This window comes from Streptomyces sp. WAC04114 (assembly GCF_019733245.1).
GTDB classification, from domain to species: Bacteria; Actinomycetota; Actinomycetes; order Streptomycetales; family Streptomycetaceae; genus Streptomyces; species Streptomyces massasporeus_A.
Map to the genome: position 1 here is coordinate 60,778 of NZ_JAIGQA010000007.1, position 21,287 is coordinate 82,064.

A 21,287-nucleotide genomic window follows, 5' to 3' on the forward strand; every position below is an offset into this window, starting at 1 on the left:
GGTGTGTACTGTGCTGCGGGTGGCTCGCCAGAGCCCCTCGGACCGAGCCCTGCCCGACTCCCTCCTGGAATCGACTCGATGATCGAAGTACCGGACCTGGCCGTCGGCGCCCTCGCCCTCGGCACACTGTCCGCGTTCGCCCTCGGCGGCGGGCTGCTGCGCTCACGACGGCAACTGGCCGCGCAGCGCGCCAAGACGGCCGCGCTGCGGGCGCAACTCGACGGCACCTCGCGGACGTTCACTTCCGAGGTCGAGCATCTGGCAGCGCGGCGACTGCCCGCCGCGGCCCGGCAGGCCGCCCATTCCCACGTCACCGTGCCGGGCCCGCTGAACCCGCAACTGGCCGGTTCGCCCCTGGGTTTCGCCCTGGACCAGGTCCTGACCGGGCTGCACGCCGAGCTGGCCGCGCAGCGCACCCGGATCGACGCGGCGGCGCAGGCCGGGATGCGCGGCGCCACCCGGGAGATCCAGGCGGCCCTGTACCGGCTGCAGGACGCCCTGCGCGGGCTGCAACAGCGCTACGACGATCCCGAGTTGGCGCAGACGCTGTTCGAGCTGGACCACGAGAACGAGCAGTCGCTGCGGCGCGCGCAGATCGCCGCCGTGGTGTGCGGGGCCTGGGTGGGACTCGCCCGGGAGGAGTCCCACCTGGTGGACGCGGTCACGGGCGGCCAGGCCCGGCTCGCGGGCTACCGGCGCGTCCGGGTCAGCAACCATCTGGACGCCGGTACGGCCCTGGTCTCCCACGCCGTCGAGCCGGTCGCCATCATCGTCGCCGAGCTCCTCGACAACGCGCTGCGGCACTCGGCGCCCGACACGGACGTCGTGGTCAATCTCGAAGCGGTCCACCACGGTGTCTGTGTCACCGTGGACGACGCAGGCCTGGGCATGACGCAGGACGAGCGGGCCCGGGCCCAGCGGATGGTCGCCGGTTCGGATCCGATCCTGCTGACCGAGCTCGGTGACCCGCCGCGGATGGGGCTCGCGGCCATCGGTCAGCTGACCCGGCAGTTCGATCTGTCCGTGGACGTGTCGTCCCCGTCGCCGTACGGCGGGGTGCGGGCGGTGCTGCGGGTCGACAGCCATCTGCTGACGCGCATCGACCCCGAGGAACTGCCTCCGGCGGCCAGCGCCCCGCGTCCGACCCGGAAGGCGGCGGTGCGGGGCTCGGGAAGCGGTTCCGGCACACCGAAGGGGTCGGGCGCCGGCCTGCCCGAGACACCCCCCGCGCCCCGGCCCGTTCCCGCCGCCCCGCCGCACGAACCCGAATCCGCACCGCCCGCCGTGCTCGACGGCGCCCGGCCGGCCGTCGAGCCCGGGAATCCAGAACCGCTCCCCACCGTCACCACCCCCGAGAGCCACGAGCACGACCACGGCTACGGTTCGGAGCAGGACGCCGACGACACCTCCGCGGCCGGTCACCACGGCCCGCGCGAGAGCGCCGGCCTCCCCCAGCGGCGTCGCCGCGGCCGCGCCACGAACACCGGCGGCCGCGCCACGGACCCCGGAGGCACCGCCGCGGCCGAACCCGCGGCACCTCGCCGGCCCGCGGCCGAAGCGGCACCACAGCGCCGCCCCCGCCGCCCCGAGGAGTCCGCAGCCGCCCTCGGCGCCCTCCAGTCCGGCACCGCCGCGGCGCGGTCCGGCGCCGGGCCGAACACCACAGCCGTTTCAGCCGTATCCGAGGGTGCCCCGGCCGCGACCACGGCCGACGGGGCGTCCGAGGACACCGACAGCAACGACCACGAAGGGGGAACGGCTCGATGACCAGCCGCGCGGCGGGGGACACGGCATGGGTGCTCGAACCGGTCCTGGAGGTGCCGCACGTCGTGGCCGCCGTCCTGCTCACCCGGGACGGACTCGTCACCGGCTACACCGACGCGCTGTCGCGGCCGTCGGCCGAGCGGGTCGCGGCGATCACCAGCACGGTGCAGGGTGCCTGCCGTACCGCGGCGGCGGCGTTCGCCGACACCGACCGTGCCGACATCCGGCAGGTCGTCATCGAGTCGGACCACGGCTATGTACTCATCGTGCCGACGGACCACGGCACCTGCGTCGCCGCCTACGGTGACCCCGAGGTGCGCCTGGACCTGCTCGCCCACCGGGTGCACTCGCAGGTGGCGCGGCTGGGCGAGAAGGCCATGGCCGCCGGGCCCCGAGGTGCCGACGGCGACACGCCGGCATGACAGGCCGCCGAGGCGGCCGTCCCCTGGTTCCCGCGTACCTGTCGACCGGCGGGGTGGCGCGGCCCAGCCGTGCCCATCTGGAGCGGCTGTCGGTCCTCACCGGCAGCGGTGCGCAGGCCCCCGCGGAACTGCCCGCCGCCCAGGCGGCCCTGCTGGAGGAGCTGGAGTACGGGTCGCTGACGGTGCAGGAGGCCGCGGCACTGCTGCGGCTGCCGGTCTCCGCGGTGCTCGTGCTGGCCGCCGACCTCCTCGACCGCGACCTGGTACTGGCCCGCGCGCCGATCCCGCCCGCCCGGCGCTTCGACCCCGACCTGCTGAAGAGAGTGGCCGATGGCCTCCGCGACCTCAAGCACCGTTGACGACCTCCCCGGCGCCACGGACGTCCACCTTCCCGACACCGCCCAGGACTTGGTGAAGATCCTGGTCACGGGGCCGTTCGGGGTGGGCAAGACCACCCTGATCCGCTCGGTCTCCGAGATCCGCCCGCTGCACACGGAGGAGCAGCTCACCGAGGCGTCCGCGCAGGTCGACGATCTCGCCGGCGTGCGGGACAAGTCGACCACCACGGTCGCCATCGACTTCGGCCGGATCAGCCTGCCGGGCGACGTCGTGCTGTACCTGTTCGGCACGCCCGGCCAGGAGCGGTTCCGGTCGCTGTGGGACGACATCGCCTACGGGGCGCTCGGCGCGCTCGTCCTGGTGGACGCCCGCCGGATCGACGCCTCGTTCGACGTGCTGGGGCTGGTGGAGGAGTCGGGGCTGCCGTACGCGGTCGCCTTCAACACCTTCCCGGACGCGCCCCGCCACCACACGCCCGAGCAGTTGCGCGCCGCCCTCGACCTGGAGCCCACGACCCCGATGGTGACCTGCGACGCGCGGGAGGCGGACTCCTCGATCGACGCCCTGCTCGCGCTGGTGCAGCACCTGATCGACCACCACCCCCCGGAGCCCCGGTGACCCACCCGTCCCCCGCCGAGCAGGCCTTCTCCCTCGCGACGCCCGTGCGCCTGTGGGAGGACGGCTTCGCCCGCGACCCCCACCCCTACTACGCCGCCCTGCGCGCCCACGGCCCGGTCGGCTGGGCTGAACTCGCCCCCGGCGTCCCGGCGTACGTCGTCACCGACCGGCGGGCGGCGCTGGATCTCCTGCACGACACGGAGACGTTCTCGCACGATCCCCGGCCGTGGGAGGCCACCGTCCCCGACGACTCGCCGGTGCTCGGCATGATGCGCTGGCGGCCCAACACCCTGTTCGCGGACGGCGGCGCCCACCTGCGCTACCGCACCTCGCTGATCGACGCCTTCGACCTGGTGGAACCGCACGATCTGCGGGCCCGCGTGCACCGGGCGGTGCACCTGCTGGTGAGCCGGATCGGGCCGCGCGGCGAGGCCGACCTGGTGGGCGAGTTCACCCGGCCGCTGATGGCGCTGGTGTTCAACAGCCTGTTCGGGCTGCCGGACAGCGCGAGCGACCGCCTCGACGCCGCCCTGGGCAAGCTGATCGAGGGTGGCGCCCAAGCCGCCCGGGGTGAGGCCGAGTTCGGCGGGTACGTGCTGGAGCTGATCGCCGCCAAGAGCGAGCGGCGGGGCGACGACCTGCCGAGCTGGCTGCTGGACCATCCGGCGGGGCTGACCCCCGAGGAGGTCACCTGGCAGGTGTTCCTCACCCTCGGCGCGGGGCACGAGCCGACGGCCAACCTGGTGTCCAACGCGCTCTCCCGGATCCTCGGCAACCCGGCCTACTACTCGACGCTGACCAGCGGCGCCCGCCCGGTGACGGACGCGGTGCTGGAGGTGCTGCACCACGAGACGCCGCTCGCCAACTACGGCATTCACTACGCCCGTACGCCCGTCACCTTCCACGGTGTGTGGATCAGGGCCGCGGTGCCGGTGGTGATCTCCTACGGGGCGCTCGCCCAGGCCGCCGAGCGGGAGCGCGGCGCGGACCGCCACCCCTCCGACGCCTCGCACCTGTCCTGGTCGGCGGGCCCGCACGCCTGTCCGGTCAAGCAGCACACCCTGCTCATCGCCACCGAGGCCATCGAACGGCTCACCCAGTGGCTGCCCGACCTCGAGCCCGTGCTGCCCCGCGAGCGCCTGACGTGGCGGCCCGGCCCGTTCCACCGCTCGCTGACGGCGCTGCCCGTCCGTTTCAGCCCCCGCTCCCCCGACCAGCCTGGAGGACGACCGTGACCGTCACCGACCGCATCGCTCTGGACCCGTTCGGCGCCGACATCGTCGCCGAGAGCGCCCGGCTGCGCGCGCTAGGCCCCATCGTGCCCGTGGAGCTGCCCGGCGGCATCCCCGCATGGGCGCCCACGCGCTACGGCACGCTGAAGGAGCTCATCCTCGACCCCCGGGTCAGCAGGGACCCGCGGCTGCACTGGCGGCTGTGGCCCGAGATCGGCGAACACCCCTCCTGGGGCTGGATCCTCGGCTGGGTCGGCGTGGTCAACATGCTCTCCACGTACGGCCCGGACCACACCCGGCTGCGCAAGCTGGTCGCGCCCAGCTTCACGCACCGTCGCACCGAGGCGATGCGGCCCCGGGTGGAAGCCATCACGTCGGAGCTGCTGGCCGCGCTGGAGGCCGCCGACGGCGAGGTCGTGGACGTGAAGGCGGCCCTCGCCCATCCGCTGCCGATGCGGATGATCTGCGAACTGATGGGCGTGCCGGACACGTTGTGGGCGGACACCGCCCGGCTCATCGCGGACATCATGGACACCACCGACCCGAGCCCGGAGCACGCGGCGTCCGTGCAGCGTCAGATCGGGACGGTGCTGCCCGCGCTGATCGCCCACCGGGCCGAGCACCCCGGGGACGACATCACGACCGAGCTGATCCGGGTCCGCGACGAGGACGGCGACCGGCTGAGCGACGAGGAGCTGCTGTACACGCTGCTGCTGGTGATCGGCGCCGGGTTCGAGACCACCGTGAACCTCATCGGCAACGCGGTCGTGGCCCTGCTGCGCCATCCTGAGCAGCTGGCGGCCGTGCGCGCCGGGGAGATCGGCTGGGACGCCGTCGTGGACGAGACGCTGCGCGCCCACCCGTCCATCGCGTCGCTGCCGCTGCGGTTCGCCGTCACCGACCTAACCGTCGGGGACGTCACGATCCCGGCGGGCGACGCCATCATCACGACGTACGCCGCCGCCGGACTCGATCCCGACCACTACGGGCCGGACGCCGACAGGTTCGACGCCGCGCGCTCCGCCGACGACCATCTGTCGTTCGGGATCGGCGTCCACCGCTGCATCGGGGCACCGCTGGCCCGCCTGGAGGCCCTCACCGCGCTGCCCGCGCTGTTCGACACGTTTCCCGACCTGCGGCTGGCCGAGGGTGACGGGGGCCTGCGGCAGGTGCCGTCGTTCATCGCGTTCGGCTGGCAGGAGATCCCGGTGCGGCTGCGGGGCTGACGCCACCGGGGGCAAGCCGCCTCGCGGGGCGGCTCGCGGGAGCGCGACCGGTCCCCCGTTCCGGTCGTGCCCCCGCGGTAGTTGAACTTACGTCCATGGCCGAGCCCTTGTGAACCGTGTCGGTGCCCGCTACACGCTCAAAAGGACTCACCCGTGCACAGCTGAGTCCGGATGGCCCGGTTTCGTCCCGCCCCGACCGGGCCAACCGGTTGCCCGGGAGGCAAAACCGCTCACGCGGAACGCCGGAAATCCGGCACGTCGAGGTCACCCAGGGCAAGGTGGGCCAGCACGACCTCGTAGAGGTCGGTGCCCCCGGCGAGCAGCTGACGCTCCAGGACGGGTTCGGCGCTGCGGACGTGTTCGCGCACGGTCTGGGCGTGCACACCCATGGCCTGCGCGGCCCGCTCGGCGTTTCCGCCGGCGGCGATCCAGGTGCGCAGCGTCCGGCGCGGGTTCCTGGTGTCGGAGTCCAGCCGGCTCAGCAGGTCCTGCGCCCAGGCGCGGACGCCGGGGCCGGACAGCAGGTCGGCGAGCCGCAGCCCCGGGTCCTCGGTGCCGTCGTCGAACCGGGCGTCGGTCAGGGCGATCTGGGTGTTGAGCGCCAGGTGGACAACGGCCCGGACCGTGAGGTCGGTGAAGTCGGTGCCGAGCAGCGTCTCGACGCGTTCCATGCGGGCGCGGACGGTGTTGCGGCTGACTCCGAGGACCTTGGCGGCGTTGACGGCGGTGAACTCCAGTCCGAGCCGGTTGGTGGCGAGGAGTTCGGCGCGGGTGTGGTGCGGCAGGGTGTCGAGCGGGCGCAGCACCCGGGACGTCCAGCCGCGCAGCGCCACCGGGTCCATGAGGCGCTCGGGGTGGGTGCGCTCGGCGTAGACGGCCGTCTTGTCGGGCCGGAAGTGAGCGACGGCCAGGGCGCTGACGGCCTGACCGTAGGCGGTGGCGGTCCGGGCGAGGCTCTGCCGGACGCTGCCGCCGAGGAAGAGGTCCGGGTGCCGTCCCACCAGGGACCGCAGGGCGTTCCCCGTGGCCTCCCGGGGGCTGACGACGATCACGTGCCCGTCCATGGCGGGGCAGCGCACGACCAGGGCGTCCTCCCGGGTGCTGTCCAGGCACTCCTCGGCGATGCGGTCGCGTACGGAGGGAGCGGACTCGACGACGTACACGCACGCCGTCTCGGCGTCGAGCAGGCCGGGCCAGAGTCCGGCGGCGACGCGCCGGGCCGCGATGGTGTCCTCGACCATCAGCAGCTGCAGGATCGCCAGGCGCAGGTCGGCGGTGGCCCGGCGCAGCCGGTGTCCGGCCGCGGTGGACTCGCCCGCCGTCAGCAGCAGCTCGATCACCTGGGCGGTGTGCGTGACGACCTCGGAGGCCCGCCGGTCGAAGGGGTCCTGCCGGGAGACGGCCAGCACGCAGGTGTGGGACGGGTGTTCCACCCCGACCAGACGCAGGTGGCGTTCCCGGCTCTGCCAGGCGGCGGAGGCGAGCCGGCCGGCGGTGATGTCCGTGACCAGATCCTCGTCCAGGGGGAGCCGGTTTCCGGCGACGAGGTTCCCGGCGGCGTCCTGCAGGGCCACGGTCGCGCCCACGGTGCCGGCGAGCCAGGCGACGACCCTGCGGACGTCGCGCCCTGCCGGGCGCAGGTGCTCGAGCAGCTCCTCCGCCCATGCCGGATCCGTGCCGGCCCGCGTCTCCCGCTGCCGGTTGTCGTCCTCTCGGCCTGTCACCTCGGCCTTCCCCTCGCTTCTCGCACCGCCTCCGGCGCACCGGTCGGGGACGTTACCTCACGTCCCGGGGGCTCTCACCCCGGCCGATCACGGGGCGGGCCGGGGGTCCGCGTCCCCGGGTCCGGCCCCCTCCTGCGCCGGCGACCCGCACCGGCGGCATAAGCTCGGCGGATGGCGAAGTACTACGACGTGCACCCCGACAATCCCCAGCCCCGCACCATCGGCCAGATCGCCGACAGCATCCGTGCCGACGCTCTTGTCGCCTACCCCACGGACTCGTGCTACGCACTGGGCTGCCGCCTCGGCAGCCGGGACGGCATCGACCGGATCCGTACGATCCGCAAGCTGGACGACCGGCACCACTTCACCCTGGTGTGCCAGGACTTCGCGCAGCTCGGCCAGTTCGTGCGGATCGACAACGACGTGTTCCGCGCGATCAAGGCGTCGACGCCCGGCAGCTACACGTTCATCCTGCCCGCGACGAAGGAGGTGCCGCGCATGCTGCAGCACCCGAAGAAGAAGACGGTCGGCGTGCGCATCCCCGACCATGTCGTCACCCAGGCCCTGCTCGCGGAACTCGGTGAGCCACTGCTGTCCAGCACCCTGCTGCTGCCCGGCGAGGAGGAGCCGATGACGCAGGGCTGGGAGATCAAGGACCTGCTCGACCATGTGCTGGACGGGGTGGTCGACTCCGGTGACTGCGGTACCGAGCCGACGACGGTCGTCGACTTCTCCGGCGGGGAGGCCGAGATCGTGCGGTACGGCGCCGGAGACGCCTCACGGTTCGAGTAGACGGTAAAGCCGCCGCCAAGGGTGGTTCACGGTTCAATCACGTGCCGGGGGTGGGCGAAATACCCCCGGAACGGGCGTGTCACGATGAGCATGATCCGCCCGGTCACGCACGCGGACGGGTTCCTGGCCCCCGGCCCCCGAAGAGAGGCAGCCCAGCCATGACCGCCGTACAGGGAACCGCCGTCGACATCCCCACCGCGGACGGCACCGCCGACGCCTATCTGGCCCACCCCGACGACGGGGCCGCCCACCCGGCGGTCCTGGTCTTCATGGACGCTTTCGGACTGCGCCCGCAACTGCGGTCCATGGCCGACCGGCTGGCCGCCGAGGGTTACACGGTGCTGGTGCCCAACGTGTTCCACCGGCACGGCCGCGCCCCGCTGTTCGACCTGCCCGAGTTCATCGACCCGGGGGCGCGCCCGGAAGTGTTCGAGCGCATCGTCCCGGTCATGCAGGCCCTGACGTCCGACCTGGCGATGCGGGACGCGGGCGCCTACCTGAGCTGGCTGGACGGGCACCCGGCCGCGGCAGACGGTCCGGTCGCGCTGACCGGCTACTGCATGGGCGCCCGCCTCTCCCTGCTCACTGCCGGCACCTACCCGGAGCGGGTCGCCGCCGCGGCCGGATTCCACGGCGGGCGGCTGGCCACGGACACGCCGGACAGCCCCCACCTGGTGGCCGGCAAGGTCACCGCCGAGCTGTACTTCGGCCACGCCGACCAGGACCCCTCCCTGCCCGAGGAGCAGATCGAGCGCCTGGAGGAGGCCCTGACGGCCGCCGGCGTCCGGCACCGGTGCGAGGTGTACACGGGCGCGCCCCACGGTTTCACGCAGGCCGACACCGCGGCGTACCACCGGGAGGGCGACGAGCGGCACTGGTCGGCGCTGCTCGACCTGTTGAAGCGCACATTCCGACCCCAATCGACCGCCTGAGTACCCGAGTTGACGGCCTACCGGCGGTAAGGGCTTGTCTTCCCGTGATCCCTGCGCGTAGACCTTGCTGAAAACCAGCCATGACTCTGGGGGGAGTTGGCTCATGGACGGCACGGTCGACGGGTTCCGATACGGTGCGGTGACCCCGGTGGCGGCCTATCTGATGGCCTGTCTGGGAGGGGCGCTGGGGCTGCGGTGCATCGTGCGCTCGCTGCTCGACGCGCAGTCGTGGAAGGCGGGCTGGCTGGCGTTAGGCGCCGCCTCCATCGGATGCGGCATCTGGACGATGCACTTCATCGCCATGATCGGCTTCCATGTGGAGGAGACCCGGGTCCGGTACGACGCGGCCACGACGGTGCTCAGTCTCGTCGTGGCCGTCGTCGTGGTGGGCGTCGGCGTGTTCATCGTCGGCCACCGCGGCACGGGCGCCGGCACGCTGGCGGTCGCCGGTGCGATCACCGGGCTGGGCGTGGCGGGCATGCACTACCTCGGCATGGCGGCGATGCGGCTGAACGGCGAGGTGGGCTACGACCCGGTCGGGGTCGCGCTGTCCGTGCTGATCGCCATCGGCGCCGCGACCGCCGCGCTGTGGTCGGCCGTCACCGTCCGCGGCTTCCTGACGAGCCTCGGGGCGAGCCTGGTGATGGGCGTGGCGGTGTCCGGGATGCACTACACGGGCATGGCCGCCGTCAGCGTCCATGTGCACGACTCGACCGGCGGGACATGGGCGGGCGACTCACCCACGTCCCTGCTGCTGCCGATGCTGCTGGGGCCGGTGGTCTTCCTGCTGCTGGCCGGGGTCGTGGTGATGTTCGATCCCCTGCTGGTGCTGGGCGAGCGGTCGCCGGCACCCCGGCCGGACACCCCTGCCGCCAACTCGGCGGCCCCGAAGCGCCCTTCATGGCGTGCGTAGGCCTCTTCCGCGCGCAAGCGGTGAGCGGCCCGCCTGCGGACGGGGCGTAGATCGATTGTTACGGTGCACCGGTGTCTGACTCCTCACGCGATACCGCCGAAGGCGCCGGCTGGGGTACCAGCGAACGCGGCGCGTACCGGCGGTTGATGCCGCCGAAGGCCGAGAAGATCTCCTGGCTGGACCCGAAGATGCTGTGGGTCGCGCGCAACGGCGTGCTGGCCTCGTGGTTCGGGGATCCGACGGGCCGGACGCGCAGCCGGTGGGTGGCGCAGCGGGCGGCCTCCGGAGCACCGGCCGACAAGGTGATCCGGCGCGACGACCCCGACCGGTTCTCGTTCCTGGTGATCGGCGACACCGGTGAGGGCGACGACCCGCAGTACGCCGTCGTGCCGGGCCTTCTGAAGACCGGTCAGGACACGCGGTTCGCCGTGCTGGCCAGCGACGTGATCTACCCGGTGGGCAGCGCGGACGACTACGACCACAAGTTCTTCCGCCCGTACCAGGACTACCGGGCACCGATCTACGCGATACCCGGCAACCACGACTGGTACGAGGACCTCGGCGGCTTCATGCGCGTCTTCTGCGACGACGCCCCGCCCCTGCCGCCCGAGCCCCGGCCGCGCCCGTTCACCCGGGCCTGGCTGCGCTCGCTGCTGTGGCACCGGCCGCGTCCGGACGCCGGGCACCACCTGCCCGAGGCACGCACGTTGCGCTCCGCCCCCGAGCAACGGGCCGTCCAGCCGGGCCCGTACTGGGCGATCGATGCCGGCCCGGTGCGCATCATCGGCATCGACACGGGCCTGCTCGGCACCCTCGACGCCGAGCAGGGCGCCTGGCTGCGCGAGGTCTCCCGGGGAACCCGCCCGAAGATCCTGGTGACCGGTTCTCCCCTGTATGTGGACGGCCGGCGCGAGCCCTGCGCCATCGAAGGGGGCGGCACCGTCGACGACATCGTCCGCGACCCGGACCACCACTATGTGGCGGCGATCGGCGGCGACATCCACAACTACCAGCGCTATCCGGTCCAGCTGGACGACGGGCGCACGCTCCAGTACGTCGTCGCGGGCGGGGGCGGCGCGTTCATGCACGCCACTCACACGATTCCCCGCGTGAACGTCGCGGGCGTCACCGAGCAGGACTTCCGCTGCTACCCGCTGCGCGGCGACTCGCTGGCCTTCTACAGCCGCCTCTACGGCCGTCGGCTGCGCATGCCCCGCTTCTTCACGCTGACGGAGGCCGAGGCGACGGCCGTGATCGCCGAGCGCCTCGGCATCAAGCCCACCCGCGCCCCGGGCGCCCCGGCCCGTGTCACCCGGCGCGTCCGCCTGGTCGCCGGACTGCTCGGCACCGGCCGCCGCCCCGACAAGGCCAGGCGCTTCCGGCTGCCGGTGCGCAAGATCTACACGTCGTTGTTCTCGCCGAGCTCGGCGACGTACAGCCCGCCGTTCTTCAAGTGCTTCCTGCGTCTGGACGTCTCCCCGGAGTCGGTCCGGCTGCGCTGCCATGCCGCCACGGGCAATCGCGCCCAGGAGGTCGCCCCGCCGATCGAGGACGAGGTGACGATCCCGCTGCGCTGACCGGGCGGCACGGGAACAGCACGGGCCGCCGCCGGGTTGGCACCAAAGTAGGCCATTGAAGGTTCAATGTTGGAGGTCCCGTGCCGCCGACCCCCCGACCGCTGCGCAAGCTGGGTTTCCTGACCATCGGGCTGTTCGACGAGACGGATCCGCGCCGGGGCCACGAGTCCACACTGGAGATCATCGAGTTCGGGGAGCGGCTCGGCTTCGACAGCGCGTGGGTGCGTCACCGGCACCTCCAGTACGGCATCTCCTCCCCCGTCGCCGTCCTGTCCGCGGCCTCCCAGCGCACCCGGCACATCGAACTCGGCACGGCGGTCATCCCGCTCGGCTGGGAGAACCCGCTGCGGCTGGCGGAGGACCTGGCGACGGTGGACCTGCTGTCCGGGGGCCGGCTCAACCCGGGCGTGAGCGTGGGCCCGCCGATGCACTTCGACCAGGTCAAGGGGGCGCTCTACCCGGACACGGCCGACGCCGAGGACTTCGGCTACGGGCGGGTGGAGCGGCTGCTCGACTTCGTGCGGGGCAAACCGGCGACGGACTTCAGCGGGGTCGAGGGCTTCGAGGTCTTCTCCGACCGGGTGCAGCCGCACTCCCCCGGCCTGGGCCGCCGCCTCTGGTACGGCGGCGGCAGCCTGCGGTCGGCCCGGTGGGCCGGCGAGCACGGCATGAACCTCCTCACCAGCAGTGTCGTCAAAGCCGAAGAGCCCGAGGGACCTTACGACTTCGCGGAGATCCAGCTCGCCCAGATCCGCGCGTTCCGCGCCGCCCACCCCGACGGCGAGGCCGCCCGGGTCTCGCAGGGCCTGGTCGTCATCCCCACGGACTCCGCCTCGCCCGAGCAGCGCGCCCGCTACGAGGCCTACGCCGACCGGCGCACCCCCAGGACGGCCTCGCCCCAGGGCCCGGGACGGCTGCTCTTCGCCCCGGACCTCGTGGGCACCTCGGCGGAGATCGCCGAACGACTGCACGCCCACGCCGCGTTCCGGGAGGTGGACGAGGTCGCGTTCGCCCTGCCCTTCGACTTCGAGCACGAGGACTACGAGCAGATCCTCACCGACATGGCGACCGAGCTGGCGCCGGCCCTGGGGTGGAAACCGGGCACGTAGGCCTCCCGGAGGGCCCGGTCACCAGCGGCCCGGCTCGGTCCCCGTGATCGGCTCCGACGGTGTGCCGTCCACCCCGACGGGTACGTCCCCGGCGAGCATCACGCGGTGCATGATCCTCGGATGCTGGAGGTGGGCGGTGTCGCCGGGGGCCAGGTGCATGGTGGCGCGGTTGTCCCAGAACGCCACACTGCCCGGCTCCCAGCGGAAGCGGACCGTGTACTCGGGCCGGACCGCCTGCTCCAGCAGCATCTCCAGGATCGCGGCGCTCTCGGGCCGGGAGAGGCCGGCGATCTGCTCGACGTAATAGCCGTTGACGTAGAGGATCCGCTCGCCGGTCTCGGGGTGGACACGCACCAGCGGGTGAAAAGAGGCGACCTGACGCTCCAGCAGGTGCCGGACGTACGCGTCGTCGCCGGGACGGGGCTGGTAGCCGACGCCCAGTCGGTGCTCGGCCCGCAGTCCGTCGACGAACTGCCGCAGCGGCGCGGAGAGTCCGGCGTAGGCCGCCGCCAGGTTCGCCCAGGTGGTGTCGCCGCCGTAGGGCGGTACGGTCTCGGCGCGCAGGATCGTCGCGGCGGGCGGGTCGACGCGGGCGCCGTGGTCGCAGTGCCAGCCGCGCAGCAGGGTGTGACGGCGGCGCCTTAGCCACTCGTCGTGCTCCATGCCGAACCGCCCGCCCAGCTCCAGCCGGTCTGCGGTCGTCTCGATCCCGGGGAAGTCCGGGGGCGAGGCCTTGCCCCGGCGCGGCAGTTCCACGATCTCGCCGAAACGGCGCGCGAACGCCACGTGCCCGGTGTGGTCCAGCCGCTGCCCCCGGAAGAAGACCACCTTCCACCGCAGCACTGCCGCCCGGATCGCGGCGATCACGGAGTCGTCGAGATCCCCGGCCAGATCGACCCCGCTGATCTCGGCCCCGATGTGCCCGGCGACCGGCTTCACCTCCAACCCGGCCATCCGCGCCGCCTCGTCCGTCATCCCGCTGTCCGTCGTCATGAGCGCTCCGCTGGTCGTGGGCATGGTCCGGCCTTCACGAAGATCGTGACAGCGATCGCCGCCGAGGGCGACCATGCCTCGACCGGCCGGCCGGGGCAGGCGGAAAACCGTGTGATCCACGACCGGCTCGCCGACGACCGCGACCAGCAGGAGTGCCGCTACCTCATGCGCTTGTGGTGGCAACTGGGCATTTACTACCGGGAGGTGACGCTCGACCAGCTCCGCGGTTTCAAGCAGACCGGGGCACTGCTGCTGTGCGGAACGCCCGCCCTACACCCTGAACTCGCGGATCACGGTGTTCCGGAACACCGCCTTCCCCTCGACCGTGAAGAGCGCGAGCCCCGTGTCGACCAGGTACGGGAAGGCCGCCGACGAGTGCACGTACCGGCCGTCGTCCACGAACATCTCCACGGAGGTGCGGTCGACCAGGATGCGCAACCGCACCGAACGCCGGGCCGGGTCGAACGGACTGCGGCTCTCCTGCCACCTGCCCGTCATGTCGGGCGACACGGTGGGGCGGCGGTTGAGGTAGGCGTAGTCGCGGTGGACACCCGCGTCGATGTGCCGGACGCCGTCCGGGGAGCGCCGCAGCTGCATCCCCGCACCCGTCAGCCGGTCCCAGGTGATCTCGCTGGTCAGCTCGTAGGCGGTGCCCCGGTAGTCGAGCAGGCGGGTGCCCTCGACCTCCAGGTCGCCGAGCGTCACCGTGCGCGAGACGTACCGGTCGAGTGCCGCGACCGGCCGGGACGCCAGGAAGTACGTGCCGTCGCCCCCGCGCTTCAGCGTGATCTCGCGGACGATCGAGTCGGTGCCGTTGAAGCCGTCGCTGTCGATCGTGGGCGTGATGTGGGCGTAGTCCCAGTTGTTCAGCCAGCCGATCGCGTAGCGGGTCCCCTCGTCGAGGGCACCGCCGGTGCCGCGCTTGTCGAAGGTGACCGCGCCGTACCAGTCCCAGCCGTGGTCGAGCCACTGGGGATCGGTCGCGTCGGCGGTGAAGGCGCTGCCGTCGAAGGAGCCCGTCCAGTACGCGTACGTGTGGGGCAGCCCGGCGCCCTTGCCGTTGGCGCTGACCCCGAGCACCCACTTCGCCGTGCCGTCCCCGGCGCGGATCCGGAACAGGTCGGGGCACTCCAGCACACCGATGCCGCCTCTGACGAACCCGCTCACGTACGTCCAGGTCTTGAGGTCGGCGGAGTGGTAGAAGCCCACCTTGTCGTTCTCGGCGAGGGTCATCACCCACCGGTCGCGCTCCTCGTCGCGGATCACCTTCGGGTCGCGGAAGTCGCGCACGCCGGGGTTGGGCAGCACCGGGTCGGTGCCGTGCGGGGTGAAGGTGCGGCCGCCGTCGGTGGAGTAGTACAGGTACTGCGCCTGGTCGGCCGGGCCGTCGTGCGGTGACATCGTGGCCAGCACGACGACCGCGCCCGCCCCGAAGCCGGCCGTGTCGTGCGTGTCGACCACCGCCGACCCCGACCAGACGTCGCCGTTTGGCGTGGTGTCCTTCGGCACGGCGATCCCGCGGTCCGTGAAGGAGACCAGGTCGGTGCTGGTGGCCAGGCGCCAGGCGGTGCCGATCTCACCAGCGAGATAGTCGGCGTTGTGCAGGTAGTAGTAGTGATAGCTGCCGTCGATCCAGACCGGTCGCTGCGGGTCGTTCTTCCACTGCTCGGGGACGGTGAAGTGGTACCCGGCGCGGTAGCTCGTGCGGGCCGCCCGGGGCCCGGCCACCGCCGGGCCCGCCGCCGGCAGCAGCGCGCCGGCCGCGCCCACGGCCGAACCTGCGAACAGAGCTCTCCTGGTGATCCCGCGCATCACGCACCTCGTCCCTCTCCTCGGAAACCGCGGCTCATGGGATCAGGACTTTCGGACCTAACTCGTTAAAGGTCAAGGGCCCGCACGCCTTGACAGGCTCGTTCCGCACTCACATCATCTGGGGCATCAACCCACGGCTAACACGAGTTAGGCCCCCACACACGATGACCGACTCGCACCTCACCCGCCGCTCTCTGCTGCGGTACGGCGCCTATGGCGCGGGCGCCGCCGCCCTGGCCGGCACCGCCGCGAGCTGGGACCGGCTCACCGGAGCCGACATCCCCGGCCGGGACGACGGCTCCCTCGTCGTCGCCACGCTGGGCCCCGCCTACGGGCCGGAGGCCATCCGCACGCTGCGGGAGGGCTTCGCCGAGCTGCATCCCGACATCAAGCTCCGGATCAACGCGGTCCAGGCCGTCGACTGGTCGGACTTCTTCGCGAAGATCCTCACCCAGGTCGCCGCGGGCACCGCCCCCGACCTCGTCTACGTGGCCACCGAGGGCGTGCAGCTGTTCGCGCAACGGCTCGGGGTTGCCCTGGACAAGTGGGTCAAGAGGGACGCGGCCGAGTTGAAGGAGTACTTCACCGACGTCCATCCCTCGCTGGTGGAGTCGATGATGTACGAGGGCAGCCTCTACCAGCTGCCGGTGGAGTTCAACGCGGCCGACATGTACGTCAACCGCCAGGTGCTGCGCCGGGCGGGGGCGGACTTCCCGCCGGCCGACTGGAGCCGGGACGACTTCACGGCGCTGCTGCGGGACATGAAGAGGTCGAGCGGCGCCCGCTTCACGCCGTACTTCTGGACCAACCGGCTCTGGGGCGGCGTGGTGCCCTGGCTGTTCGCGAACGACACCAATCTGCTCACCGAGTCCAAGGCACCCGGCGGCGACTGGCTGTGGAACGGTTTCTACCCCGCCGCACAGCGCGAGGGTCGCGGCGGGGGTTTCCGCTGGACGACACCGCAGGCCACGCACGACCGGGTGGAGGAGGTCTACGACTACCTCGCCTCCCTGATCCGGGACGGCCTGTGCACCCGCCCCGAGGGCGGCAACGGCCAGAACCTCATCGGGGTGTTCTCCACCGGCCGGGTCGGCGTCACCCCGGCGGGCGGCTTCTGGGCGGGCGGACTGCACCTGGCCGGCATGGAGCGGGACGGGTTCGACGTGCAGTACTTCCCGCGCTGGCGCACCCAGCGCATGCAGTACGGCGCGGCGGGCTACGCGCTGCTGCGCACCTCGAAGATGCAGGACGAGGCGTGGGAGTTCATCAAGTACGCGGCCCGCAAGGACACCCTGGAGCAGCTGTTCGCCACGAACCAGACGACCCCGGCCCGCCGGTCCCTGCTCACCGCCGACCGCTATGCGAAGACCGGCCCGGCCCGCTGGCCGGTCTTCTACGACACCCTCGACCGGTTCCCCGACACCGGACCGATCCCGGCGCCGCCGCAGGTCGCGGAGGTCGAGCAGGTGCTGCTGAAGCACACCGGCACGGCCCTGGCCTCCGCGCGTTCGGTGCGTCCCGCGCTGCGCCGGATGCAGGGCGATCTGGAGAAGGCCATGGAGCGTGACGTATGACGACCACCCGGACACCGCCCGCGCGCGCCGAACGCCCCGCGGCACCGCCCGCCCCGGCGCCGAAGGGCGGCTCGGCCCGTGACCGCGGCACCCGGCTGCTGGCCACACTGTTCCTGGCCCCGACGATCGTCGGCATCGTGGTCTTCACGGTCGTGCCCATCGTCGGCTCGGTGATCCTCAGCCTCTTCCACTGGAACGTGATCGACGCGCCGTCCTACGCCGGACTCTCCGCCTACGGCGAGGTGTTCGGCGACGAGACCGTGCTGGTCTCCTTCCGCAACACGCTGGTGTTCATGGTGTTCGCGGTGGCGCTGCAACTGCTCGTCGCGCTGGCCCTAGCGCTGGCGATCAACGGGCGGATGCCGGTGTGGCTGCGGTCGGTGTTCCGCTCGGCGTTCTTCTTCCCACTGGTGCTGTCCGCCGCGTCGATCTCGGTGGTGATGAAGTACCTGTTCAACCAGGACTTCGGGGTGATCAACTGGCTGCTCGGTTTCGTCGGGATCGCACCGGTGCCGTGGCTGACGTCGGAGAACGCGGCGATGGCCACGGTCATCCTGGTCTACGTCTGGCAGCAGTTCGGCTTCTCCTTCCTGCTGTTCGTCGGCGGGCTGAACAACATCCCGAAGGAGATCCACGAGGCCGCCGCCCTCGACGGCGCGACGGGCCTGCGCAAGCACCTGACCGTCACGCTGCCGCTGCTGTCGCCGACGCTGCTGGTCGCCTCGGTCGTCGGCATCATCAACGCCCTCCAGGTCTTCGAGCAGCCGTACGTCCTCACCAACGGCGGCCCCGGCGACTCCACCCGCACGGTCGTCATGGTCATCTACGAGACGGCGTTCGAGCAGCTGCGCTTCGGTGAGGCGTCCGCGGTGGGTGTGCTGCTGTTCGTGCTGATCATGGCGGTCACCGCCCTCCAGTTCCGGCTCAGCCGGCGTTTCGTCCACTACCAGTGAGCCGGGTGAGTCCTCCCATGAGCCAAGCAACCCTCTCCTCCGGCCGTGTGCGGCACGGGCTGGCGCCGTGGGCGCGGATCGCCGCCCTGGCCGTGTGCGCGCTGCTCACCCTCGGACCGGTGGTGTGGACGGTGTCCACCTCGCTGCGCACCCCCGCCGAGGCCTTCGACCTCCCGCCACAGCTCATCCCGTCGAACCCCTCCACCGAGGCCTACCGCTCGGTCTTCGACCAGATCGACGTCTGGCTGCTGGCGCTCAACTCCACACTGGTCACGGCCCTGATCGCCGTCGGCCAGATGATCACGGCGGGCCTGGCCGGATACGCCTTCGCCCGGCTGGAGTTCCGCTTCAAGAAGCCGCTGTTCGGCCTGGTGCTGGCGACGATGATGGTGCCGTTGCAGGTCACCATCGTGCCGGTGTTCCTGGTGCTGAAGTCGATGAGCCTGACCGACACCCTGCTCGGGCTGATCATCCCGGCCTTCCCGACCGCGTTCGGCACGTTCCTGATGCGCCAGTACTTCCTCGGCATGCCCAAGGACCTGGGTGAGGCGGCGATGCTGGACGGGGCCGGGCCCTGGCGGACCTTCCGGTCGGTGTACGCCCCGCTGGCCGCGCCCGGCCTCGCGATCGTCGGCGTCCTGGCCTTCAACTACCACTGGAACGAGTTCTTCCGCCCGCTGATCCTCGAGACGTCGGGCCAGAACTACACGTTGCCGCTGGGGCTGGTCTCTCTCCAGGGCAACCTCGGTACCGGCTCCATCTCCGTGGTGCTCGCCGGTGTCGTCCTCTCCATGATCCCCGCCGTCGCCGTGTTCGTCGTCGGCCAGCGCCCTCTGCGCGAGGGCATCACGTCCGCTGGAGTCAACCGTTGAGCCTCGCCGCTCCCCCGCACGACCCGCACGCCCCGCGCTTCCGGGTCCGCCCGCCCGCCAACTGGATGAACGACCCCAACGGGCCCTTCCGCTGGCGCGGCCGCCATCACCTCTTCTACCAGCACAACCCGGACGCCCCGGTGCACGCCAACGTCCACTGGGGCCACGCCTCCAGCGCCGACCTCGCGCACTGGGAGCACCATCCGATCGCACTCACCCCCTCCCCGGGCGGCCCGGACGAGGCGGGCTGCTGGTCGGGGTGCGTGGTCGACGACGGGGGCGTGCCGACGGCCGTCTACACCGGGGTCGACCGCGACCACACCGGGCTCGGCACGATCTGCCTGGCCCGGGCGGCGGACCCGGACGATCCCGCGCTGACCGAGTGGACGCCGCTGCCCGTCCCGGTGGTCACGGGCCCGCCCGAAGGCCTGGACGTGGTGATGTTCCGCGACCCGTTCGTCTTCCGGCACGAGGGCCGGCGCTGGGCGCTGGTCGGTGCGGGGCACGCCGACGGCACGCCGTCGGTCCTCCTCTACGACTGCGACGACCTCACCGACTGGCGGTTCACGGGTGTGCTCCTGGACGGCCACGACCCGACCGCCCGGGCCACGTTCGGCGGCCGGGCCACCGGCTGGGAGTGCCCGCAGCTGTACGCCGCGCGGGACGGCTCGTGGGTGCTGGTGGTGTCGCTGTGGGACGGCCACCCGTGGACCACGGCCTACCTCACGGGCCGCCTGGACTCGGACCTGCGCTTCACCGCCCGCACGGGCGGCCTGCTCGACCACGGCCGTGACTTCTACGCCCCCGCCGTGCTCCAGGAACCGGACCGGGCCCTGATGTGGGGCTGGTCGTGGGAGGCACGTGGGCAGGGTGATGCCGCCTGGGCCGGTGTCCTCACCGCTCCCCGTGTCGTCGACGTCCATCCGGACGGGGCGCTGCGGGTGTCCCCGGCGCCGGAGCTGCACCGGCTGCGCGCCGCCGAGCCGTTCGTCACCGCCCCGGGCCGGACCGCGCTGCCGGCGGCCTACGACCTGACGGTCGGCGCCCGCGCCCGCACCACGGTCGGTCTGCTGAAGTCGGCCGCGGGCGACGGGCTGACGGTCTGCCTGGACCCGGACGCGGGCACGGTGACGCTGAACCGGGGCGGGTGGCCCCGCGAGGAGGCCGCGGCGCCGGTCGTCGTCCCGGTGCCGCCGGGTGAGGAACTCACCCTGCGCGTCCTCGTCGACGGGTCGCTGTACGAACTGTTCGTGGGCGACCGGGCCACGGTCACCGAGCGCGTCTACGAACGCGCGGACGACGTCAGGGAGTTGAGCGTGACGCCCGGCGCGACCGTCACCGGATGGGCGCTGGTCCCACCGACGCGCGGCTGATCACCGGGCAGGCCAGGCGCCGCACCGTGGCGGGCGGGGTCCGGCCGGTGGCGAGGGAGTCGAGGAGCAGCCGCGCGGCGGCCTCCCCCATCGCCCGGTGGGGCAGTGCGACCGTGGTGAGGGGCGGCGCGAGGTGCGCGGCCATGTGCTCCTGGTCGTCGTAGCCCACCACCGACAGGTCGCCGGGGACGGTGATGCCGAGCCGGGTGGCGGCGTGCAGGACGCCCGCCGCGACCCGGTCGTTGTAGGCGAAGATCCCGGTGGGCCTGAGCTCGGGCGGTGCGTTGTCGAGGAGGCGCGCGGCGCCCTCGTAGCCGGCGGAGATCTCTCCTCCGGTGCGCACCACCCAGTCGCGCGGCACGGTGATGCCCTCGGCGCGCAGCGCGTCGCGGAAGCCGCGCAGCCGCTCCGCAGAGGCGATGTCGTCCTGCCCGCCGACGAGCGCGACCCGACGGTGGCCCTGCTCCAGCAGCAGCCGGGCCGCCGTACGGCCGCCGGCGCGCTCGGCGGGGATGACGGCGGGCAGCGAGTCGTCCTCCGGCAGGCAGTTGGCGAGGACGGAGAGGGTGCGGTGCAGGCCCTCGGGGACACGGACGCTGCGCAGCGACATGGCGGCGTAGATGATGCCGTCGACGCGCCGGTCGAGGAGCTCGGCGACCGCGGCGTCCTCCTTGTCCGGGTCGCCCCCGGAGTCGATGGTGAGTACCAGGTGCTCGCCCGCCCAGGCGGTGTCCATGGCGCCGCGCAGCAGCCGTCCGGCGAACGGGGAGGAGGCGATCTCGTCGGTGACCAGGCCGATCACGGCCGTACGGCTGCGGCGCAGGCCGCGGGCGAGGGGGTCGGGCCGGTAGCCCAGCTGGGTGGCGGCCTGCCGGATGCGTTCCTGGGTCGCGGGCGAGAGGTTGCCGGCGGCCCGGCCGTTGAACACGAAGGACACGGCGGTGTGGGACACGCCGGCGAGTCGTGCGACGTCCCGCGAGGTGGGTCGTCCCGATCCCGTCGCCGGCTTCTCCTCGGCGCTGCCCATGCCGTCCGCCGCCTTCATCCCCCACCCGTCCGGTT

General features: G+C 72.4%; 19 protein-coding genes. 15 read left to right on the forward strand and 4 right to left on the reverse strand.

The genetic code is table 11. The features are described from left to right. The first annotated feature begins 78 nt into the window (after nt 1–78). Genes K4G64_RS04105 through K4G64_RS04130 form a run of 6 tightly spaced genes read left to right on the forward strand, consistent with a single transcriptional unit; the run spans nt 79 to nt 5,601 of the window. Complete coding sequence (locus K4G64_RS04105; protein WP_221754628.1) at nt 79–1,767, forward strand: ATP-binding protein; 1,689 nt, start codon at nt 79–81, stop codon at nt 1,765–1,767. Further along, nucleotides 1,764–2,186, forward strand: a complete 423-nt coding sequence (locus K4G64_RS04110) for a roadblock/LC7 domain-containing protein (RefSeq protein WP_142166142.1) — start codon at nt 1,764–1,766, stop codon at nt 2,184–2,186. Before K4G64_RS04105 ends, K4G64_RS04110 begins: the two co-directional genes overlap by 4 nt. Further along, nucleotides 2,183–2,545 carry a DUF742 domain-containing protein gene (locus K4G64_RS04115; protein ID WP_221754629.1) on the forward strand — a complete coding sequence of 121 codons (363 nt, stop codon included), beginning with the start codon at nt 2,183–2,185 and terminating at the stop codon, nt 2,543–2,545. Before K4G64_RS04110 ends, K4G64_RS04115 begins: the two co-directional genes overlap by 4 nt. Next, nucleotides 2,517–3,143: an ATP/GTP-binding protein gene (locus K4G64_RS04120; protein ID WP_221754630.1), complete on the forward strand. Its 627-nt coding sequence runs from the start codon at nt 2,517–2,519 to the stop codon at nt 3,141–3,143. The genes K4G64_RS04115 and K4G64_RS04120 overlap by 29 nt, the downstream gene beginning before the upstream one ends. Next, nucleotides 3,140–4,378 (forward strand): cytochrome P450, encoded by a 1,239-nt coding sequence (locus tag K4G64_RS04125; protein ID WP_221754631.1) that lies wholly within the window; start codon nt 3,140–3,142, stop codon nt 4,376–4,378. Before K4G64_RS04120 ends, K4G64_RS04125 begins: the two co-directional genes overlap by 4 nt. Further along, complete coding sequence (locus tag K4G64_RS04130; protein WP_221754632.1) at nt 4,375–5,601, forward strand: cytochrome P450; 1,227 nt, start codon at nt 4,375–4,377, stop codon at nt 5,599–5,601. The genes K4G64_RS04125 and K4G64_RS04130 overlap by 4 nt, the downstream gene beginning before the upstream one ends. Before the next feature lie 230 nt (nt 5,602–5,831). Here K4G64_RS04130 and K4G64_RS04135 read toward each other — a convergent pair whose 3' ends face one another. Then, nucleotides 5,832–7,325 carry a helix-turn-helix domain-containing protein gene (locus K4G64_RS04135; protein WP_221754633.1) on the reverse strand — a complete coding sequence of 498 codons (1,494 nt, stop codon included), beginning with the start codon at nt 7,323–7,325 and terminating at the stop codon, nt 5,832–5,834. A gap of 171 nt (nt 7,326–7,496) precedes the next feature. Between K4G64_RS04135 and K4G64_RS04140 the strand changes: the two genes are divergently transcribed. The 5 genes from K4G64_RS04140 (at nt 7,497) to K4G64_RS04160 (ending at nt 12,648) form a co-directional block, all read left to right on the forward strand. Continuing rightward, nucleotides 7,497–8,117 (forward strand): L-threonylcarbamoyladenylate synthase, encoded by a 621-nt coding sequence (locus tag K4G64_RS04140; protein WP_189593455.1) that lies wholly within the window; start codon nt 7,497–7,499, stop codon nt 8,115–8,117. A gap of 158 nt (nt 8,118–8,275) precedes the next feature. Then, a complete protein-coding gene (locus K4G64_RS04145; RefSeq protein ID WP_221754634.1) occupies nt 8,276–9,049 on the forward strand; it encodes a dienelactone hydrolase family protein in 774 nt (257 codons plus the stop codon). 103 nt (nt 9,050–9,152) lie between these two features. After that, nucleotides 9,153–9,962 (forward strand): MHYT domain-containing protein, encoded by an 810-nt coding sequence (locus K4G64_RS04150; protein WP_221754635.1) that lies wholly within the window; start codon nt 9,153–9,155, stop codon nt 9,960–9,962. A 71-nt stretch (nt 9,963–10,033) separates the two neighbouring features. Beyond that, nucleotides 10,034–11,539 (forward strand): metallophosphoesterase, encoded by a 1,506-nt coding sequence (locus tag K4G64_RS04155; protein ID WP_221754636.1) that lies wholly within the window; start codon nt 10,034–10,036, stop codon nt 11,537–11,539. Nucleotides 11,540–11,619: 80 nt separating this feature from the next. Next, nucleotides 11,620–12,648 (forward strand): LLM class flavin-dependent oxidoreductase, encoded by a 1,029-nt coding sequence (locus K4G64_RS04160; protein ID WP_221754637.1) that lies wholly within the window; start codon nt 11,620–11,622, stop codon nt 12,646–12,648. A gap of 18 nt (nt 12,649–12,666) precedes the next feature. Here the strand turns inward: K4G64_RS04160 and K4G64_RS04165 are convergent, their stop codons facing one another. Together K4G64_RS04165 and K4G64_RS04170 are read right to left on the reverse strand one after the other, a co-directional pair. After that, the gene (locus K4G64_RS04165; RefSeq protein ID WP_221754658.1) at nt 12,667–13,641 is read right to left on the reverse strand and encodes a TauD/TfdA family dioxygenase; all 975 of its coding nucleotides are present in this window, start codon (nt 13,639–13,641) and stop codon (nt 12,667–12,669) included. Nucleotides 13,642–13,911: 270 nt separating this feature from the next. Beyond that, a complete protein-coding gene (locus K4G64_RS04170) occupies nt 13,912–15,453 on the reverse strand; it encodes a glycoside hydrolase family 32 protein (RefSeq protein ID WP_221754638.1) in 1,542 nt (513 codons plus the stop codon). A gap of 164 nt (nt 15,454–15,617) precedes the next feature. Between K4G64_RS04170 and K4G64_RS04175 the strand changes: the two genes are divergently transcribed. From K4G64_RS04175 to K4G64_RS04190, 4 genes are read left to right on the forward strand one after another with little or no spacing between them, the layout of a single operon-like run. Beyond that, nucleotides 15,618–17,027, forward strand: a complete 1,410-nt coding sequence (locus K4G64_RS04175; protein ID WP_221754639.1) for an extracellular solute-binding protein — start codon at nt 15,618–15,620, stop codon at nt 17,025–17,027. Then, a complete protein-coding gene (locus K4G64_RS04180; RefSeq protein ID WP_221754640.1) occupies nt 17,024–17,980 on the forward strand; it encodes a carbohydrate ABC transporter permease in 957 nt (318 codons plus the stop codon). The genes K4G64_RS04175 and K4G64_RS04180 overlap by 4 nt, the downstream gene beginning before the upstream one ends. Before the next feature lie 17 nt (nt 17,981–17,997). Further along, on the forward strand, nt 17,998–18,852 hold the full coding sequence (locus K4G64_RS04185) for a carbohydrate ABC transporter permease (RefSeq protein ID WP_221754641.1): 855 nt from the start codon (nt 17,998–18,000) through the stop codon (nt 18,850–18,852). Next, nucleotides 18,849–20,225, forward strand: coding sequence for a glycoside hydrolase family 32 protein (locus K4G64_RS04190; protein ID WP_221754642.1), 1,377 nt, complete (start codon nt 18,849–18,851; stop codon nt 20,223–20,225). Before K4G64_RS04185 ends, K4G64_RS04190 begins: the two co-directional genes overlap by 4 nt. Here the strand turns inward: K4G64_RS04190 and K4G64_RS04195 are convergent. Continuing rightward, nucleotides 20,188–21,252, reverse strand: coding sequence for a LacI family DNA-binding transcriptional regulator (locus tag K4G64_RS04195; RefSeq protein WP_221754659.1), 1,065 nt, complete (start codon nt 21,250–21,252; stop codon nt 20,188–20,190). The genes K4G64_RS04190 and K4G64_RS04195 overlap by 38 nt on opposite strands. Nucleotides 21,253–21,287 lie beyond the last annotated feature (35 nt).

Coding starts and splice junctions, on each gene's coding strand:
- K4G64_RS04115 (WP_221754629.1), top strand. CDS start 2,183: ATGACAGGCCGCCGAGGCGGCCGTCCCCTGGTTCCCGCGTACCTGTCG.
- K4G64_RS04150 (WP_221754635.1), top strand. CDS start 9,153: ATGGACGGCACGGTCGACGGGTTCCGATACGGTGCGGTGACCCCGGTG.
- K4G64_RS04175 (WP_221754639.1), top strand. CDS start 15,618: ATGACCGACTCGCACCTCACCCGCCGCTCTCTGCTGCGGTACGGCGCC.
- K4G64_RS04180 (WP_221754640.1), top strand. CDS start 17,024: ATGACGACCACCCGGACACCGCCCGCGCGCGCCGAACGCCCCGCGGCA.
- K4G64_RS04140 (WP_189593455.1), top strand. CDS start 7,497: ATGGCGAAGTACTACGACGTGCACCCCGACAATCCCCAGCCCCGCACC.
- K4G64_RS04105 (WP_221754628.1), top strand. CDS start 79: ATGATCGAAGTACCGGACCTGGCCGTCGGCGCCCTCGCCCTCGGCACA.
- K4G64_RS04195 (WP_221754659.1), bottom strand. CDS start 21,252: ATGGGCAGCGCCGAGGAGAAGCCGGCGACGGGATCGGGACGACCCACC.
- K4G64_RS04145 (WP_221754634.1), top strand. CDS start 8,276: ATGACCGCCGTACAGGGAACCGCCGTCGACATCCCCACCGCGGACGGC.
- K4G64_RS04185 (WP_221754641.1), top strand. CDS start 17,998: ATGAGCCAAGCAACCCTCTCCTCCGGCCGTGTGCGGCACGGGCTGGCG.
- K4G64_RS04110 (WP_142166142.1), top strand. CDS start 1,764: ATGACCAGCCGCGCGGCGGGGGACACGGCATGGGTGCTCGAACCGGTC.
- K4G64_RS04165 (WP_221754658.1), bottom strand. CDS start 13,641: ATGACGACGGACAGCGGGATGACGGACGAGGCGGCGCGGATGGCCGGG.
- K4G64_RS04120 (WP_221754630.1), top strand. CDS start 2,517: ATGGCCTCCGCGACCTCAAGCACCGTTGACGACCTCCCCGGCGCCACG.
- K4G64_RS04170 (WP_221754638.1), bottom strand. CDS start 15,453: ATGCGCGGGATCACCAGGAGAGCTCTGTTCGCAGGTTCGGCCGTGGGC.